Source organism: Mycobacterium sp. E735 (assembly GCF_001666955.1).
In the GTDB taxonomy this organism is placed as follows: Bacteria; Actinomycetota; Actinomycetes; order Mycobacteriales; family Mycobacteriaceae; genus Mycobacterium.
The window spans coordinates 1-16,604 of record NZ_LZIX01000150.1; the positions used below are offsets into that span (position 1 = coordinate 1).

Sequence of the window (16,604 nt, forward strand, 5' to 3'; positions counted from 1 at the left end):
CACGCCCACGGGCGCCTCGGTGTCAGCACCCCCCACACGGCGGCGGGCAGGACGATCGACACCCCGACGCAGACACCGACCTGCACCGCGTTGACCAGCCGCGCGGAGGCGGCAATGGCCGCGCCGCGCGCGGTGATGTCGGTCAATTCGTTGTCCTCGTCCTCGGATTCGTCCTCACTCACCGGCGAGACAGTGTCGACGGGCATGCCTTCGCGCCGGGCGAAGAGGTCGCGGCCGGTGATCGATCCGAAGTGCGGCGGCCGAACCCGGGCCACCCACAACGCGATCATCGGGGTCATCCTGACCAGGATCAGCAGCCCGACCAGCACGCAGATGGCCAATACCTGCGCCGAGGCGGGCCGGAACATCCGAACCGCGGCAACCGCGGCCAGGATCCCGCACACCGTCACCACCGCGGTGACGACCGCGGTCTGCCACCGCTTCCGCGTCGTCACGCCGATGGCGATGGCACCGAGGATCACGATCACGAGGCCGATCAGCCCGTGCGCCGCGCCCAGGGTGCCCGGCGGCGCGCAGGCGCCCGCGACCGCCAGCAACACCACTGCCAGCCAGCCGAACCCGCTGAACAGGTCGCGCCGCTCGCGCCAGCCCCACCAGACGATGAACGTCGCGATGATCAGCAAGACGCCGACTGCGCCGGCCACCGCGGCCGGGATGGGGCTGTCGGTGAACATCCGCGCGCGCAGCGTCAGCGCCACCACCACCGCGGCCGCCATCGCGATGATCGCGACCGCGGTGTGCGCGGCCGTCAACGGCGTCACCGGGGCGAACATCCGGTCACCGCCCTCACGGCCCAGCCACTTGCCCATGGCCGCCAGGCCGGTCGACAGCGACTCGTACTGCGGTTCGAAGGACTCGCCCGCGACACGGGGCACCAGCACCAGGGTGTCGCCGTCCTGCACGCCCAACTCGTCCAGGCTCTTGTTGATGTCGAGGCGGACCCCATTGATCTTGTGCAGTTCGTAGCTGCCCGCCGGCAACGTAATGCCTTCAAAGCCTTTGCGCTTCAGGTCGGCGTCGAAGAGCTCGACCATTCCCTCGAAGAATCCCTCCACCGGAATTCCGGCCGGGAACACTTGCGAGCAGAGATGCTTCTCGTAGGAAATGTTGACCGCACAGCGCGCCGGGAAGGCGACCTTATGCGCTGATGTCACGGCGTCGTCCGCTCCGCATCCGGAATGTATTTGTCGGCCAGGCCGGCGGTAATTTCAAAAAGACGCAATCGCGTCTTTTTCTTCAATTCGTGAACCGTGTCGATGAGGCCACCTTTGGCGAGATGCGGATCGAACGGCATCTCCTCGACGGTCGCCCCGACTTTGCTGAACCGCTCGGTCAGGTAAGCCAGCGCATCCTTGTCGGTGATCTGATCGGTGTGGTTGATGATCACGGTGCTGCGCGACACCAACTCGTGGTAGCCCTGCGACCGCAGATAGTCCACGGCACGCAGCACGGGCCGCGACCGATCGGCGGTGATGCCGGAGACGAACACGAGGGTGTCGGTGTTCTCCAGCACCGGCTTCATCACCTCGTGCTCCAAATCCGGCGACGTGTCCACGATCATCACCGTGTGAGTTCGCCGCAGCCGCGACAACACCCCGGAGAACATCGCAGGCACCAACGGCCGGGGCTGGTCCGACGTACGGTTTCCGGCGAGGACGTCGAGCCCGATCGGGTTCTGCCCCAAGTGTTCACGGATGTCGGCGTAGCCCTGCACGTCGGTGTCGTTGATGATGGCGGTGTAGTCACCCGGCGGCGACTCGTCGATGCGGTCGGCCAGCGTGCCGAAACCCGGGACGGCATCGATCGCAATCACGTTCTGCGGGCGGCATTCCCGGAACACCCCGCCGATGCAGGCGACCATGGTGGAGACCCCGACCCCGCCCTTGCCGGAGACCACCGTGATCACGTACTGCCTCCGGATGTGCCGCCGGATACGGTTCTGCAAATCGCGGTAGTGCCGCTCGGCGGGCGATTCCCCGGGATTTATTTTTTTAAAAGAGATGACGTAGACGAATTTCCGCCAACCCGAGCCTGGAGGAATCTTTCGGGGCGCGGCAAGATCGGTAATGCGCATGGTGTCGGATACCGAATCCGGGAAGTTGCGGCCCCCTGACGGATCCCCCCGTCTGAGCGCCCCTTCGTCCGACATATTCGGGTCATTCCAAGGGCTCGTCACGTCGCGATGCTAACACGCTCGGCGATACCACGTTTACCGATCAACAAACCCTTCAAGCACGTAACAGGTTGCCATTCCACGGCATTGGTTAAGTGACTTATCTTGCGTCAGTGGAGAAGTCGGCCGCCGGATCAGACCACTCGCCGATACGAATACCACTCCTCGCCGGCGGGCAGCCGGCGGATCAGTCGCTGCACGGCGCCACCGATGTCGCTGCGCGAGCCGGGTGAAAGGATCTGGTAGCGGCGCTGACCCGAGATGACGTTCTCGACGCAGACGCGGCCCGCCGGGGTGTCGATGATGGACACGGTCGAATCGCCGACGGCGACCCGCGCCATCTCGTCCGGCCCGACCCCGGCCTGCAGCCCCACGATTGCCGCGTGCGCCGAACGCGCGGGGTCGGCGGCCATGGTGACGATCTGCAGCTGGTCGACGTCGAGGTTCTGCCTGAGCAGAAACGTCCGGAGGCTGGCGGCGTCGCGCACCGAGGCGAGCAGCTCTTCGGTGTCGAGGGTGACCGGCTTGAGCGGGGCCACCTCGGCCACCCCACACAGCCGCTCGACCTGGCCCACCACCAAATCGCTGGCCCCGCCCTCGTCATTGGCGGTGCCGGCCGGGTACAGGCGGATCAGCTCGGCATGGCGTTCGAGCACCACCCACCAGCTGGCGAAGCGGCAGATGGACGCTCGTGTCGATTCACGGCCCGGCACGCCGATGTTGACCATCAGCGCCAAGTCGCGCCGCAGCAACACGGTCAGCCATTCGCGGATCATCGGGTCGACATTGCCCGCCTCGTCCAGGGCGCCGGCGGCCCGCAACTCGTCCGCGATCGGGTGGCTCAGCGCGCGCTCGGGGGTGTCGAGCCGCGGCAGCAACGGCCGCAAGCCCAGCTCGGGACAGGTCTGCTCCACCCCGGTAACCGCCTGCAACACCCACAGGCCATCGACCGTCGTCGTCAGCATGTCACTTCGCTTTCAAAGCCGCGCGCCCTTGACCGGCGGGCTACACGCCGAAGGGGGGCACATGCGCTCGACGCATCTGCCCCGCCTTCAATCGCACTCACCCACCACGCCCAATCAGTAGATCGGAGCCCGGGGCGGTTGTTCAGCCGAACAAGTGGCCGATGTTCTGGTCGGTCGCGAGCGCGTTGTCCAGCACGTGGGAGGTCGTCATTCCGTGCTGGCTCACCGTGTCGATCAGCCCCTGCAACCCGGAGAGCATCTGCGCCTGCGCCTCGAAGAATTGCTTCGCGCCATGACCGGCGAAGAATTCTGTCAGCTGGTTGGTCCGGTTCGCGGTGTCGTCATAGATTCCCTGCAACTGGCCGGCGCGCGATCCGATGTCGGACGCGAAATCGGCTACGGCGCCGGGGTTATAGGTGATGGGGTTGGACATTGTGCATTCCCTTCAAAGGCCGATTGTGAATTGCGAATGGTGGATGGGTTAGGAGCCGTGGCCGCCGAATAGCGCGCTGAACGCGTGCGTCGAATCCGCCTCGTGGTGTTCCATCAACGCCGCCGCCTGCTTGAGCCCCTCGGCCAGGCGGGTTCCGCCGTTGAGCACCTTGTTCAGGTCGTTCTGGATTTCGATGGCCGTCGCGTGAGACGCGGTCACGGCCTCACCGGACCAGGTCGAAGGGTTCATGACGTTTTCGTGGTTCGCGATGTAGCCCTGCGCGATCGCGATCGCGTGTTCCATGTTGGCCTGGATATGGTTGGAAGCATCGCGAAGCACCTGAGCCGATACTTGGATTGTTGAACTGTCCACTTGGGGTTTCTCCTAACTACTGATGCCCTCCCCCGGAATTACCTGGGGCATGGAGCGAAGTGTATGGCTGCTGTATTTATCTGTCGATTCACCCTTAGCCGGGCCGGCTTCACACTCTCGTGTCGACAACCCGCACCGTCGCGGGCTGTTCGGCTTTGTCTCGGGATCCGCGCTCTCCTCCCGCCCCATGCCCCACCGGCATGCCGCCCATAGGTGTACCGCCGCCGACCGTCGTGGTCTGCGGACGAATGGCCTCGGCCCCCAACGCCCCGCTTGGCCGCAGCCCCACCGGCCGGCCACTGCCGGCCGGTTCGAAGGCGCTGACGGGACGGGTGAAGGTGGTCGCGGGCATGCCGGCCCCGCCCAGGGAGGCGGCCCCTCCACCGCCGCCCGAGGCGCCGACGGCCGACATCTCCGTCGCCGATATCGCCGAAATTCCGGGCGCCGCACCGCCCATGGCTCCCGGGTTGGCGAACATGCCCATCATCGACTGCAGCGGCTGCATCATCTGCATCGGCGCCTGCATCATTTGCATCGGCGCCTGCATCATTTGCGGGACCGCGCCCATCATCGACTGCACGGGCTCCATGAACGAACCGGCCTGGCTCATGATGTCCTGGCCGCCCGACGCCGCCTGGCCCGCGCCCTGGGTGCCCGTCTGCGCACCCTGCATGGCGGCACGCATGCCGTCGCCGGCGCCGACGTTCGCGGCCGCCTGTCCCACCGCCGCGGCCGCCTCCGCCGGCGCCGCCGGCGACGCGCCCATGGTCGCCAGCGGCGGTGGAATGGCGAGGCTCTCGCTCAAGGCGGTCAGGATCGTTCCGTAGCTGGCGCCGACGGCGGAGTTGTTCGGCCACATCGACCCGAAGTATTCGAGCTCCAGCGACGTGATCCGGGGCGTCAAGGCGCCGAGGACGATGGGGTTGATGCCGTAGTCGGTGGCGCACTCGGTGCGGTTGGCGATGCACTCGGGCGCTGGCCGCATCGTGCCGTACGCCATCTGATACGCGGAGACCGCGGTCGAGACCACCGCGGGTTTGACATCCACCCACCCGGCGAGCCCGTGCAGTGACGCGTTCAGCGCGGTGGCGTTGGTGGCGGAGGCGAGGGAGCCGACACCGGTCCAGCTCACCGACGTCGCGACGGTGTTGATCTCCGATGCGATGCTCGAGCCGTGATGGGTGGCCGCCAGTGCCGTCCAAGCGGCCTGGTTGGCCAGATGGGTGATGACGCCGGCACCCGCCTTGAGCAACATGTCGTTTTCTTCAGGCGTACGCGCGGCCCACCCCGGATCCGCCATGCCGCACTTCCCCTTTGCTGCCCCGCTGGTGGCGTAGCTGGCTGTTACGCGCCTATCGCCAACGCCAAGCTACGCATGAGTTCGGTGACGACGTAGGTACCCGACGCGATGCTCTGCGCGCCGGCGAACAAACCGCGCTGGGCGGCGTGCTCGGATACCACTCCCAGGTAGTTTCCGCCGCACGCGTTCAGCGCCGCCGCGAACATCGCCGAATCCGGGTCTGCGCCCATCGGCATGACCCCCAGCAGCACGGGCGCGGCCGCCGAAGCCGCCGCCTGCGTCTCGGCGCTGATACCCGACTCCGCGGCCGCCGATGCCAGCACAGCCTCCGATTGCACCTGCAGCACCATGATTTCCCTCCGATTGCTCAGCGTCATAAGACGGGCTTGGCGCCTCAGTCTAGTGCGGTTCTACTGTTCGTGTATTCACTCGGATTCCCCCCGGTCTCCCGGCCGGAATTACGTGATTCAGTTGACGGGCGGTATTCCCGTTATGAGGCATCCGTCAAACACCCCGCATGCCACTGCAGGCACACCGGTCACGCGGTTACCGCGTGATTCATGCGAATGGCTGGCAGTAATGGCCGCCTATTTGGTGCGGCCTGAAACATCGAATCGCCCGATCACGTTTCCCGTCGCGGAAATGCCGACCGAAACTACGCGGGTCCGCGGCCGTCACCGGCCAGGTTCAGCAGCAGCCGGGTGCCCCCGAGCGGACTCGTCTGCAACGCCGCCGTGCCGCCGTGCAGTTCGGCCTGCTGGGCGACCAGCGCCAGCCCCAGCCCGGAGCCCGACCGCGATGCCGTGGAGCCGCGGGCGAAGCGCTCGAAGACCGCGGCCCGCTCGGACTCCGGAACGCCGGTGCCGTCGTCGTCGATCGCGATCTCCACGCCCTCGCTGGAGCTGCTCACGGTGAGCTGGATCTTGCCGGCGTTGCCATGCTTGACGGCGTTGGCGATCGCGTTGTCGATCACCAGCCGCAGGCCGGTGGGCAGTCCCACCATCAGCACCGTCGGCGAGGGCACCAGCGACACCTCGACCTCGGGATATATCCGCAGTGCGTCGTGCGCGGCACGGTCCAGCAGTTCGGTGATGTCGAACGGGACGAAGTCGTCGACGGTGGTCAGCTCGCCCTGTGCCAGCCGTTCCAGCGCCGTCAGCGTTCCCTCGATGCGGCTCTGGGTGCGGATGACGTCGCCGATCACCTCCTGGCGCTGCTCACGGGGCAGGTCCAGCGTGGAGAGGACTTCCAGGTTGGTGCGCATCGCCGTCAACGGGGTGCGCAGCTCGTGGGAGGCGACGGCGGCGAAGTCGCGTGCCGACTCGAGCGCCGCCTTCGTGCGCTGTTGCTCCTTGCCGATGCGCGCGAGCATTCCCTCGACCGCTTCGGCGATCTCCACGGCCTCCCGCACCCCGCGCACCTGAACCTCGTCGGGGCTGGACTGCGCGTTGATCGCGCGGGCCTGCTGCGCCAGCAACAGGAACGGGTTCACCATGATCAACGAGATCACCCAGCCGACGACCACCGTGCCGCCGATGACGCTGGCGCAGATCAACAACACCCGCAGGTGTAGCTCGTTGATCCGGTGTTGCGCTTCGGCCAGCGGCGCGGCCAGCGCGATCGAGGCGGGCCCCGCCGAGAAGGTGCGGACGCGGTACTGCACGCCGTTGATGGTGGTGTTGGCGTATCCGTTGGGCAGCTTCGGCAGCACGATGTTGTTGGGCACCGAGACCGTCACGTCGCCGATGCGCGCGGTGCGCACCAGGTTGCCGTCCGGCATGGGCTGGTCGGGGCTCGCGTGCTCGACGTTGTTGAGCAGTGAATTGATGTCGCCCAGGCTGCTGACCGAGTCGAGCCGGCGGTCCAGCTGGCTGTACTGGTCGTTGGTGACGCCGACCCAAACCCAGGTGCCCAGCAGCACGACCAGGGTGATGACCGAGAGCGCGGCGACGACGACGATGGTGCGCAGCGACAACACCCGCATCGGCAGCTGTACGTGCGGTAACACGCGAATGTCACGCTCCTCTGGTGCGCTCACGGCGCCGGCCGGAGACGGTGTCGAGAACCTGACCACAACCCTCACACCCTTCGCGATTCGCCGCGTTCAGGCGTCGTGGCGTTTCGCAGAGAATGTAGCGCCAAACTTTGAGCTCCTGCCCGGCCCGGCCCTGACCGCGGTCGTTTTGCCTCCATCGTGGTGAGTGAGTACTCTCTCACCATGCTCGCCTCCGGACGTGATCGGCTCCTGGCCGAGGCGCTGAAGCTTTTCGCCGCCAAGGGTTACGCGGCGACATCGGTGGCCGACATCCAGCGAGCGTCGGGTCTGGCTCCGGGATCGGGAGCGCTCTACAAGCACTTCGGCTCGAAGCGCGAGCTGCTCGAGGCCGCCGTCGCGTACCGGATCGACAGCATCGTGGCGGCGCGCGAGCAGTACGACGCGGGGCAACCGGGCAGCGTCGAGCAGGCGGTGCGCACGGCCGGGCAGCTGATCTGGAGCAATCTCAAAGAGAGTGAGGACCTGCTCAAGGTCATGCTGCGGGAGCCCGAGGAGCTCGGCGACCTCGACGAAAAGACGTGGCAGGTCATCACCGACAACGCCTATCAGCGCTTCGCCGACGAACTGGCCGCGTCGAATCGGTCCGGCCGCACCCGCATCCCCGATCCCGAGGCGGCCGCGGCGGTCGCCATCGGGTCGTTGTCGTATGCCGCGACGCTGCAGGCGCTGACCGGCAGGCTGCCCGGCAACATCGACGAAGAGCGGTACTTCGAGGCGTGGGTCAGCCAGACCGTCAGCGTCCTCGCCCAGTACGGAACCCGTTGAGCACAACAACCTTTCAGGAGTAGACCGTGACTTTCTCACTGCAACTGACCGACGACGTGATCGAGGTACGCGACTGGGTGCACAAGTTCGCCGCCGACGTCATCCGGCCCGCCGCCTCGGAATGGGACGAACGGGAGGAGACCCCGTGGCCCGTGATCCAGGAGGCCGCCAAGGTGGGGCTGTACTCCCCCGACTTCTTCGCGCAGCAGGCGGCCGAGCCGACGGGCCTGGGCATGCTCACCGCGTTCGAGGAGATGTTCTGGGGCGACGCCGGCATCGCGCTGTCCATCATGGGCACCGGCCTGGCCGCGGCGGCGTTGGCGGGCAACGGAACTCCCGAACAGCTGGGCCGGTGGCTGCCGGAGATGTTCGGTACGGCCGACGAGCCGAAGCTGGGTGCGTTCTGCTCCTCGGAGCCCGACGCCGGGTCGGACGTCGGGGCGATCCGCACCCGGGCCCGCTACGACGAGGCCACCAACGAATGGGTGCTGAACGGCACCAAGACCTGGGCGACCAACGGCGGCATCGCGAACGTGCACATCGTGGTGGCGTCGGTGTATCCCGAATTGGGCACCCGCGGACAGGCCACGTTCGTCGTCCCGGCGGGCGTCAATGGTTTGGCGCAAGGCCAGAAGTTCAAGAAGCACGGGATCCGGGCATCGCACACCGCCGAGGTGGTTCTCGACAACGTTCGCCTACCCGAGGACCACATCCTGGGCGGCCGGGAGAAGTTCGAGGCGCGCATCGCCCGGGTCAAGTCGGGTGCCTCCGCGCGCAGCCAGGCGGCGATGAAGACCTTCGAGCGCACCCGGCCCACGGTCGGGGCCATGGCCGTCGGCGTGGCCCGCGCCGCGTACGAGTACGCGCTCGACTATGCCTGCCAGCGTGAGCAATTCGGCCGCAAGATCGGCGAATTCCAGGCGGTGGCGTTCAAGCTGGCCGACATGAAGAGCCGCATCGACGCCGCCCGCCTGCTGGTGTGGCGGGCCGGCTGGATGGCGCGCAACAACCAATCGTTCGACGCCGCCGAGGGGTCGATGGCCAAGCTGGTTGCCAGCGAGACGGCCGTCTACGTCACCGACGAGGCGATCCAGATTCTGGGCGGCAACGGATACACCCGTGACTATCCCGTGGAGCGGATGCACCGCGACGCCAAGATCTTCACCATTTTCGAGGGCACCAGCGAGATCCAGCGCCTGGTGATCTCGCGGGCGCTGACCGGCTTGCAGATTCGGTAACGGCCGCATCCCGCGGTCCGTGCCGTCACGGGCGCGAGACATGATGGCCGGATGACCACCGAGATCCGGGTCCTCGACAGCGAGGACGAACTGCTGGCCGCGGCCAACGTGTTTCGCGTCGCCATGATCGGCTTCCCGCCGATGCCGGAGCTACCGCCCGGCCAGATCGCCAAGCTGCTCGAGCCCGGCCGCACCCTGGGGGCGTTCGTCGGCGGGGAGCTCGTCGGCACCGCGGACGCAGTGACGAGCCGAATGACGCTCCCCGGCGGGTCGATGGTGGGGCACGCCGCCGTCACCCACATCGGGGTGTTGCCGTCGTTCACCCGGCGGGGCGTCGCCACGGAGTTGATCCGTCATCAATTCGGCGACATCGCGGCCCGCGGCGAGGTGGTCGCGTCGTTGCGGGCCTCCGAGGCCACGATCTACGGGCGCTATGGGTACGGCGTCGCCAGTTCGTCGCAGACGGTAGAGGTGCACACCGCGCGGGCGGCGCTGCGTCGCGAGGTCGGGGCCGGCGGTCCGGTGCGGTTGATCGACGCGGCCGAAGGCTGGGCGTTGTTGCCCCGCATCTACGCCGAGAATCGTCCGTCGCGGCCGGGATCCATCGACCGGCCGGACGCGTGGTGGCGGAGCCTGCGGCTGCGTACCGAATCATCGCCGCAGCCTTCGTATGTCGCGGTGCACGGCGCCCCGGGAGCCGAATCCGGTTTCGCCCGCTACCGCCCCGTCGACACCGAGAGGTGGTTCGTCAGCGACCAGCGCACGATCGCGGTGGAGGACTTCTTTGCCCCGACCGCCGAGGCCTATCTCGGCCTGCTGCGGTTTCTGCTGCGGCTCGATCTCATTGACCGCGTCGTGTTTTGGATGTTGCCGATGGACGATCCGCTGCCCTGGTTGCTGGCCGATCGGCGCGCCGCGCGCGTCACCGCCGTGCATGACGAAACGTGGCTTCGCGTCATCGACATGCCGCGGGCGCTCTCGGCTCGCCGGTACGGCGGCGACGGCGGCGTCACCATCGCGGTCAAAGACCCTATGCTGCCCGATAATTCGGGTCGTTTCACGATCACCGGGGACGGCGCCGAACCGACCGGCGGGCGCGCGCAGCTCGAGGTCGACGTCGAGGGGCTGGCCGCAGTTCTGCTCGGAGGTGTGACCTGGCGCGACCTCGCCGTCGCGGGCGTGGCCCGACCCGATGACCCGTCGGCGATCGCCGCGGCCGACCGATTGTTCGCGGTGCCGGACGCTCCCCATGCCGGGTTCTACTTCTAGCCGCGCGGGTATGCGGATCGCGTGATCGTCATCGTCGGTGCGGGGGTGTGCGGGCTGGCCGCCGCCCACGAGCTGGCGCGGCGTGGGGAGCCCGCGATCGTGCTGGAACGCGGGGTCCCGTTCGGCGAGCAGTCAACGGGATTGGCCCGCATCTTCCGGATTGCGCATCGGCGCCCGTCGTTGTGCCGCCTGGCGCTCCGCGCCCGCGCCGGCTGGCAGCGCTGGGAGGACGAGCTCGGCGTGGGCCGGCTATTGGGCGCGGAGGGATTCATCGCCGCCGGTGCCTGCGAGGAGACCGCGGCGGCCATGACAACGGCGGGTGCTTCATTCCGTTGGGTGGACGGGGCGGAGATCGCCGCGCGGATCCCATTCGCCGCCCCGCCGTGGGAGACCGGTGTGCTGGATCCACTCGGCGGCAGCCTGCGAATCCGCCGCGCACTGTCCGCGCTGGCGGGGCGGCTCGACGTCCGGCGGGGCGACGTCGTGGCGGTTTCCGACGACGGTGAGGTGAGTCTGGCCGACGGCGGCGTGCTGCGGGGCGACCGCGTGCTGATCTGCGCCGGCGCGCGGACGCCGGCGCTGTTCGGCCCGCTTGGTGTCGAATTCGCCCCGCACACCCGGTTCACCTACGCGGGCGCCGACGCGACCGGCGCGGCGTGCCTGTCGACGCCCGAGGGCTACGGGCTGCCGCTGGGCAGCACGGGGCGCTGGGCGTTCGGTCAGGAGGTGCCGGACCCCGCGACGGTGCGCGCGCTGTTCCCAGGGCTGTCGCCGGTTGGGCGGGTGGACTGCGTGACGGTTCGCGCGCCGTGGCTGGACGCGGGCGGCGACGGCTGGACGGTGGGCCGCCGCGGCCGCGTCGTCGGGTTCGTCGGCGCCAACCTGATGAAGTTCGGTCCGTTGCTCGGCGAACTGCTTGCCGAGGCGGTGCTCAGCGAAGAGCTACCGGGCCAGCTGGCCCTCGCCCGATAGTTCACCTGCAGGGCGCAAGCGCATCGCCGGACGAGTCCGCCGCCGCGCGGGGACGGCCATCAGCGTTCCAGCGCAACGACACGACGATGAATCGGGGACGGTAGATGCTCACCTGGCGGTACACGTCGCCGCCCGGCGCGGTGTCAAGGCTGTTGACGTCGTACGAGATGACCAGCTTGCTGGACGTCGAGTACTCGGGGTGCACATGGGCGTTGTAGGTGTAGACGTCGGCGTCGTGGTAGAGCCCGGCGCTTCCGCTCTCAGGCGTCAGGTACAGCGTCGTCGCGGGCCCGAAGGGTCCCGTCGGGGACGGCCCGAAGCGGCCAACGAGGCGATCGCTGAATCCCCTGCCCCCCTGCATGGTGGTGAGCATGTAGACGCCGTCGCGCAGCCGGTGCACCGAAAGCTCGGCGCCGACGCGGTCGCTCACCCGGAACGAATCCGCTTCCGCGGACGACCATCCCCGGCCGGTCCAGTACGAGAAGGCTTGCCGCAGATCGCCTCCCGCGATGCGGGCCACGTGCAGGTACTTGTTGTCGGCGCCGGTCTCGACACCGTAGACATAGGTCCAGCCGCCGTCGTTCTGCACCCACTGGCCCCATTGGATGCCGCGCGATCGTGGCAGCGGCGTGATCGCCGAGGCTGCGCGCAGGTCCCCGATGTCGAACCGCGCCAGCGATGACCCGACGAACACGAAGTCGAGCGGTCCGCGCCCACCGGATCTCCACTCGGACAGCGGAACCTGTAGTGCCCCATCAAGATACGTCGCCGCTCCCAGCCAGAACCAGTGCGTGGGGTCAACCGGCGCGACCACGCCCGCCCGGTGGTCGGCCGTCCCGCCCACCACGGTGGACCAGTGCCCTTCGCCGTCACGGATGACGAAGGAATTGTGCACGAAAAGCGCGTCGGGCGGTCGGGTCGGCGGGGTGATGGGCCCGAGGAAAGTATCGGAGAACACGAAGGCCTCCCTACCGTCGGGCAGCGTGGCCGTCCAGGTCGAATCTCCGCCCGTCCAACCGCTACCGGAATTGCCGTAGTTCGTCAGGGCCGTGTTCAGGCAGTCCAGCGGCGCGGAGCCGAGCACCACCGGCGCCCCCATCACGCCGCGCGGGCCCGGCCAGGACGAGAACAGGCCGAGAGCGAGAGCCGCGATCAGGAGGGTGACGAGCAGCCGGCCGGCCCGCCTGCCCATCCCACGCGTCACGCTCACACGATAGGCGCTCCGGGTTGCGGGAGGTAAGCCTTTCCTTCTAGACCGGCCAGGACGCCCAATTGCCGCTCGTTTAGGGACGTTTGACCCTAGGTCCGCGGAGTGGCGCCTCGGAATACTTGGGCGGCTTGACAAATTGCGTGAGTCCGCACCGGCCCCCGTGGAGGTATGCGATGACGGCTGAAGCGCCGCCCGTCAGCGGCCTGCAGGCCCGCCGGCCGTTTCCCGCGCGGACAGGTCCCAAGGGGAACCTGATCTACCAGCTCATCAGCACGACCGACCACAAGATGATCGGCATCATGTACATGGTCGCCTGTTTCATCTTCTTCTTCATCGGCGGCCTGATGGCGCTGCTCCTGCGGCTCGAGCTGGCCCGGCCCGGGCTGCAATTTCTGTCCAACGAGCAGTACAACCAGCTGTTCACCATGCACGGCACGGCGATGTTGCTGTTTTATGCGACGCCCATCGTCTTCGGGTTCGCGAATCTGGTACTGCCCCTGCAGATCGGTGCGCCCGACGTGGCCTTCCCACGGCTCAACGCGCTGTCGTTCTGGCTGTTCGTCTGCGGCGCGCTGATCGCGTTGGGCGGCTTCATCGTTCCCGGAGGTGCCGCCGATTTCGGGTGGACCGCCTACACGCCGCTGTCCGATGCCGTGCACAGTCCCGGCGTGGGCGGCGACCTGTGGATTCTGGGCGTGGGCGTCGGTGGTCTGGGAACCATTCTGGGTGCGGTCAACATGATCACCACGGTGGTCTGTCTGCGGGCCCCGGGCATGACCATGTTCCGGATGCCCATCTTCACCTGGAACATCCTGGTCACCAGTGTGCTTGTCCTGATTGTCTTCCCGCTGTTGACCGCCGCGCTGTTCGGTTTGGAGGCCGACCGCCGCTTCGGCGCGCACATCTACGATCCCGCCAACGGCGGGGTGATGCTGTTTCAGCACTTGTTCTGGTTCTTCGGGCATCCCGAGGTCTACGTGATCGCGCTGCCGTTCTTCGGCATCATCTCCGAGATCGTCCCCGTGTTCTCCCGCAAGCCGCTGTTCGGTTACAGCACACTGGTTTACGCGACGCTGTCGATCGCCGCACTATCAGTGGCGGTGTGGGCGCACCACATGTATGCCACCGGCGCCGTGCTGCTGCCGTTTTTTTCGTTCATGACGTTCCTGATCGCCGTCCCCACCGGGATCAAGTTCTTCAACTGGATCGGCACCATGTGGAAGGGCCAGTTGACGTTCGAATCCCCGATGCTGTTCGCGATCGGGTTCTTGCTGACCTTCCTCATCGGGGGGTTGACGGGCGTGCTGCTCGCCAGCCCCCCGCTCGACTTCCACATCACCGACACCTATTTCGTTGTGGCGCACTTCCACTACACGTTGTTCGGCACGATCGTGTTCGCCACCTACGCGGGCATCTACTTCTGGTTCCCGAAGATGACCGGACGCCTGCTCGACGAGCGGCTGGGCAAGCTGCATTTCTGGCTGACGTTCATCGGCTTCCACACCACCTTCCTGGTGCAGCACTGGCTCGGCGATTCGGGGATGCCGCGCCGGTATGCCGACTACCTGCCCACCGATGGGTTTCAGACGCTCAACCTTGTCTCGACGATCGGGGCGTTCATCCTCGCCGCCTCGGTCTTGCCGTTCGTCTGGAACGTGTTCAAGAGCTGGCGCTACGGCGAGCCGGTCCTGGTGGACGACCCGTGGGGCCACGGCAATTCGCTCGAGTGGGCCACCAGCTGCCCGCCGCCGCGGCACAACTTCACCGAGCTGCCGCGAATCCGTTCGGAGCGGCCGGCTTTCGAGCTGCATTACCCGCACATGGTGGAGCGCATGCGCGCCGAGGCGCATGTCGGCCGCCGCGAACTCGCGAGCGCGACGCCCGACGCGGCCGACGTCGCCATAAACTAGTTGCGCCGTATCACCATTCGCTTCTCCAGCCCCCCCAGCGCGGCGTCGCTGAACTTGCCCAGCGCGGCGAGTAGTCCGATGGCCAACAGCATCACGTCGGTGCGGCCGGTGTTCTGGCTGTCGATCAGCAGGAAGCCGAGTCCCTTCGACGAGGCGATCAACTCGGCGGCCACCAGGAAAAGCCACGCGTTCGCCAGTCCCAGGCGCAGCCCGTTCAGCAGAGCGGGGGCGGCTGCGGGAAGCATGACCGTCGTCAACAGCGCGGCCCCGTCCCGACCGTAGGCGCGGCCCACCTCCAACAGTTGCGGGTCGACGTGGGACAGCGCCGACGCCGTCGTGGTGTACACGGGGAAGAACGCGCCGATGGCTACCAGCAGCACCTTCGGTGTTTCGTCAATGCCAAACCACAAGAGCAGTAACGGAACCCACGCCAGCGAAGGCACGGTGCGCAAGGCCGCCACCGTCGGGGCGAGCAGCCTGCGCGCGGTGAGCGACAGCCCCACTAGCGATCCGATCGCGAGCGCGGCGGCCGAGCCGAGCAGGTAGCCGAGCGAGACACGCCCCAGGCTGGCCTGTAGATGGGTCCAGAGCTCACCGCGACGCAGCAGGTCACCCAGCGCCGCGATCACGTCGCCGGGTGGGGGCAGTTGACTGGCCGAGAACCAGCCCGCGGCGGTCACCGCTTGCCAGGCGGCCAGCAACAGCAGCGGAACCGCAAGCCCAGCCGGGGCGAGGGGGATCCTCAGGACACGTGTTGGGCGTACTTCGGCTCGATGATCGTTCCCAGCGCGCCGCGGCCGGAGTCGTCGGATTTGATGTCGGAGTCCGCCACCGCGATCGGCAGGATGTTCGTCAACACCGTCCGCTGCGGGTCGCCCGGCGCGGGCGGGATGTCCAGCACCGTCCGTCGCAACTCCTCCTGGGCGACGCTCGGTGTGACTTTCGCCTGCGAGGCCAGCAACGCCGCCAGCTCCTCGGGATGCGCCTTCGCCCATTTACGGGCCTCCTCATAGCTATTGACCACGGACTGGACCACATCGGGATGCGCGGCGCTGAAGTCCTCTCGAACGTTCAGCACGCCATAGGAGTTGAAATCCGGATTGCGGTAGAGCATCCGCGAACCCTGCTGCTGAATGGTCTGCGCCATAAAAGGATCCAGCCCTGACCAGGCGTCCACATCGCCACGTTCCAGCGCGGTTTTGCCGTCGGCGTGCTGCAGGTTGACCATTTCCACGTCGGCGGGTGAAAGCCCCGCCGTGGCAAGGGATTGCAGCAGGAAGAAGTAGGGGTCCGTGCCCTTGGTGACCGCGATTTTCTTTCCCTTCAGGTCGGCGACCGAGGTGGCCGTCGAATTCTTGCCCACCACCAGGGCGGTCCACTCCGGCTTGCTGTACACGTCGATGATCTTGATCGGCGTGCCGTTCGCCCGCGCGACCAAGGCGGCCGAACCGGCGGTGGACCCGAAGTCGAGTCCCTTGGAGCGCAGGCCCTCGTTTGCCTTGTTGCTCCCCGCCGAGAGCACCCAGGTGACGTTGTAGCCCCTTCCCTCCAGCAGGTGCTGGTCGCGTACCACCAGGCTCAGCGGGTTGTAGTACGCATAGTCCAGCCGGATGTCCCTGGCCGCCGTAGTCCCGGTTGGCGAGCCGCAGCCGGCGGCTGCGGCCAGGACCGAAACCGCAATCAGGCAGCGCATTTTCATCACGTCTTGGCCTCCTCGGAAACCGCGGATCCGGCAGCGGCGCGGCCGCGCCGCGGTACGCCGAGCTCGTCGAGCAACTGTTGGCGCAACGCCGCGATGCGCGGGTCGCCGCGGTCGCGTGGCTTGGCGATCGGGACGTCGAATGCCGCGCCGATGCCGGCCGCGCCCGTGGGGTCGGCGCGCAACACGAGCACGCGGTCGGCGAGGATCGCCGCCTCATC

Annotated in this window: 16 protein-coding genes and 1 pseudogene; 5 read left to right on the forward strand and 12 right to left on the reverse strand. The window is 67.5% G+C overall.

What is annotated here, in order from left to right; all coding sequences use genetic code 11:
- The 8 genes from eccD to A5704_RS11875 all read right to left on the reverse strand — a co-directional run.
- Positions 1–1,175 (reverse strand): type VII secretion integral membrane protein EccD (gene eccD / locus A5704_RS11840; protein WP_082954838.1); only part of this gene is annotated, 1,175 nt, incomplete at its 3' end.
- A complete protein-coding gene (locus tag A5704_RS11845) occupies positions 1,172–2,197 on the reverse strand; it encodes a MinD/ParA family protein (protein WP_156675583.1) in 1,026 nt (341 codons plus the stop codon). The genes A5704_RS11845 and eccD, both read right to left, overlap by 4 nt.
- A gap of 131 nt (positions 2,198–2,328) precedes the next feature.
- Positions 2,329–3,159, reverse strand: coding sequence for an ESX secretion-associated protein EspG (locus tag A5704_RS11850; protein WP_067779227.1), 831 nt, complete (start codon positions 3,157–3,159; stop codon positions 2,329–2,331).
- A 142-nt stretch (positions 3,160–3,301) separates the two neighbouring features.
- Positions 3,302–3,592 (reverse strand): WXG100 family type VII secretion target, encoded by a 291-nt coding sequence (locus A5704_RS11855; RefSeq protein WP_067760412.1) that lies wholly within the window; start codon positions 3,590–3,592, stop codon positions 3,302–3,304.
- A gap of 48 nt (positions 3,593–3,640) precedes the next feature.
- Positions 3,641–3,964 (reverse strand): WXG100 family type VII secretion target, encoded by a 324-nt coding sequence (locus A5704_RS11860; RefSeq protein WP_067271862.1) that lies wholly within the window; start codon positions 3,962–3,964, stop codon positions 3,641–3,643.
- Between the two features lie 109 nt (positions 3,965–4,073).
- A complete protein-coding gene (locus A5704_RS11865) occupies positions 4,074–5,264 on the reverse strand; it encodes a PPE family protein (RefSeq protein WP_067760414.1) in 1,191 nt (396 codons plus the stop codon).
- Between the two features lie 44 nt (positions 5,265–5,308).
- Complete coding sequence (locus A5704_RS11870) at positions 5,309–5,614, reverse strand: PE domain-containing protein (RefSeq protein WP_067760429.1); 306 nt, start codon at positions 5,612–5,614, stop codon at positions 5,309–5,311.
- A gap of 305 nt (positions 5,615–5,919) precedes the next feature.
- Positions 5,920–7,248, reverse strand: coding sequence for a sensor histidine kinase KdpD (locus A5704_RS11875; RefSeq protein WP_067760416.1), 1,329 nt, complete (start codon positions 7,246–7,248; stop codon positions 5,920–5,922).
- 234 nt (positions 7,249–7,482) lie between these two features.
- On the opposite strand from A5704_RS11875, the gene A5704_RS11880 reads away from it, so the two are divergent.
- The 4 genes from A5704_RS11880 to A5704_RS11895 are packed head-to-tail and all read left to right on the forward strand — an operon-like array spanning position 7,483 to position 11,564.
- Entirely contained in the window at positions 7,483–8,085 is a 603-nt protein-coding gene (locus A5704_RS11880) for a TetR/AcrR family transcriptional regulator (RefSeq protein WP_156670258.1), read from the forward strand.
- 26 nt (positions 8,086–8,111) lie between these two features.
- Positions 8,112–9,323, forward strand: a complete 1,212-nt coding sequence (locus A5704_RS11885) for an acyl-CoA dehydrogenase family protein (RefSeq protein WP_067271857.1) — start codon at positions 8,112–8,114, stop codon at positions 9,321–9,323.
- Positions 9,324–9,374: 51 nt separating this feature from the next.
- Positions 9,375–10,592 carry a GNAT family N-acetyltransferase gene (locus A5704_RS11890; RefSeq protein ID WP_067889144.1) on the forward strand — a complete coding sequence of 406 codons (1,218 nt, stop codon included), beginning with the start codon at positions 9,375–9,377 and terminating at the stop codon, positions 10,590–10,592.
- Positions 10,593–10,613: 21 nt separating this feature from the next.
- Positions 10,614–11,564 (forward strand): FAD-binding oxidoreductase, encoded by a 951-nt coding sequence (locus tag A5704_RS11895; RefSeq protein ID WP_067889147.1) that lies wholly within the window; start codon positions 10,614–10,616, stop codon positions 11,562–11,564.
- A 1-nt stretch (position 11,565) separates the two neighbouring features.
- On the opposite strand, the gene A5704_RS11900 is transcribed toward A5704_RS11895, so the two are convergent.
- The gene (locus A5704_RS11900; RefSeq protein WP_156675584.1) at positions 11,566–12,768 is read right to left on the reverse strand and encodes a DUF4185 domain-containing protein; all 1,203 of its coding nucleotides are present in this window, start codon (positions 12,766–12,768) and stop codon (positions 11,566–11,568) included.
- A 179-nt stretch (positions 12,769–12,947) separates the two neighbouring features.
- Between A5704_RS11900 and ctaD the strand changes: the two genes are divergently transcribed.
- The gene (gene ctaD / locus A5704_RS11905; RefSeq protein ID WP_067760424.1) at positions 12,948–14,684 is read left to right on the forward strand and encodes a cytochrome c oxidase subunit I; all 1,737 of its coding nucleotides are present in this window, start codon (positions 12,948–12,950) and stop codon (positions 14,682–14,684) included.
- Here ctaD and A5704_RS11910 read toward each other — a convergent pair.
- The 3 genes and pseudogenes from A5704_RS11910 to A5704_RS28815 all read right to left on the reverse strand — a co-directional run.
- Complete coding sequence (locus tag A5704_RS11910; RefSeq protein ID WP_197498900.1) at positions 14,681–15,391, reverse strand: ABC transporter permease; 711 nt, start codon at positions 15,389–15,391, stop codon at positions 14,681–14,683. The two genes, ctaD and A5704_RS11910, sit on opposite strands and share 4 nt — an antisense overlap.
- 35 nt (positions 15,392–15,426) lie before the next feature.
- Positions 15,427–16,383 carry an aliphatic sulfonate ABC transporter substrate-binding protein gene (locus tag A5704_RS11915; RefSeq protein WP_067760426.1) on the reverse strand — a complete coding sequence of 319 codons (957 nt, stop codon included), beginning with the start codon at positions 16,381–16,383 and terminating at the stop codon, positions 15,427–15,429.
- A pseudogene (locus A5704_RS28815) lies at positions 16,383–16,604 on the reverse strand (ABC transporter ATP-binding protein); the annotation flags it as partial. The pseudogene A5704_RS28815 and the gene A5704_RS11915, both read right to left, overlap by 1 nt.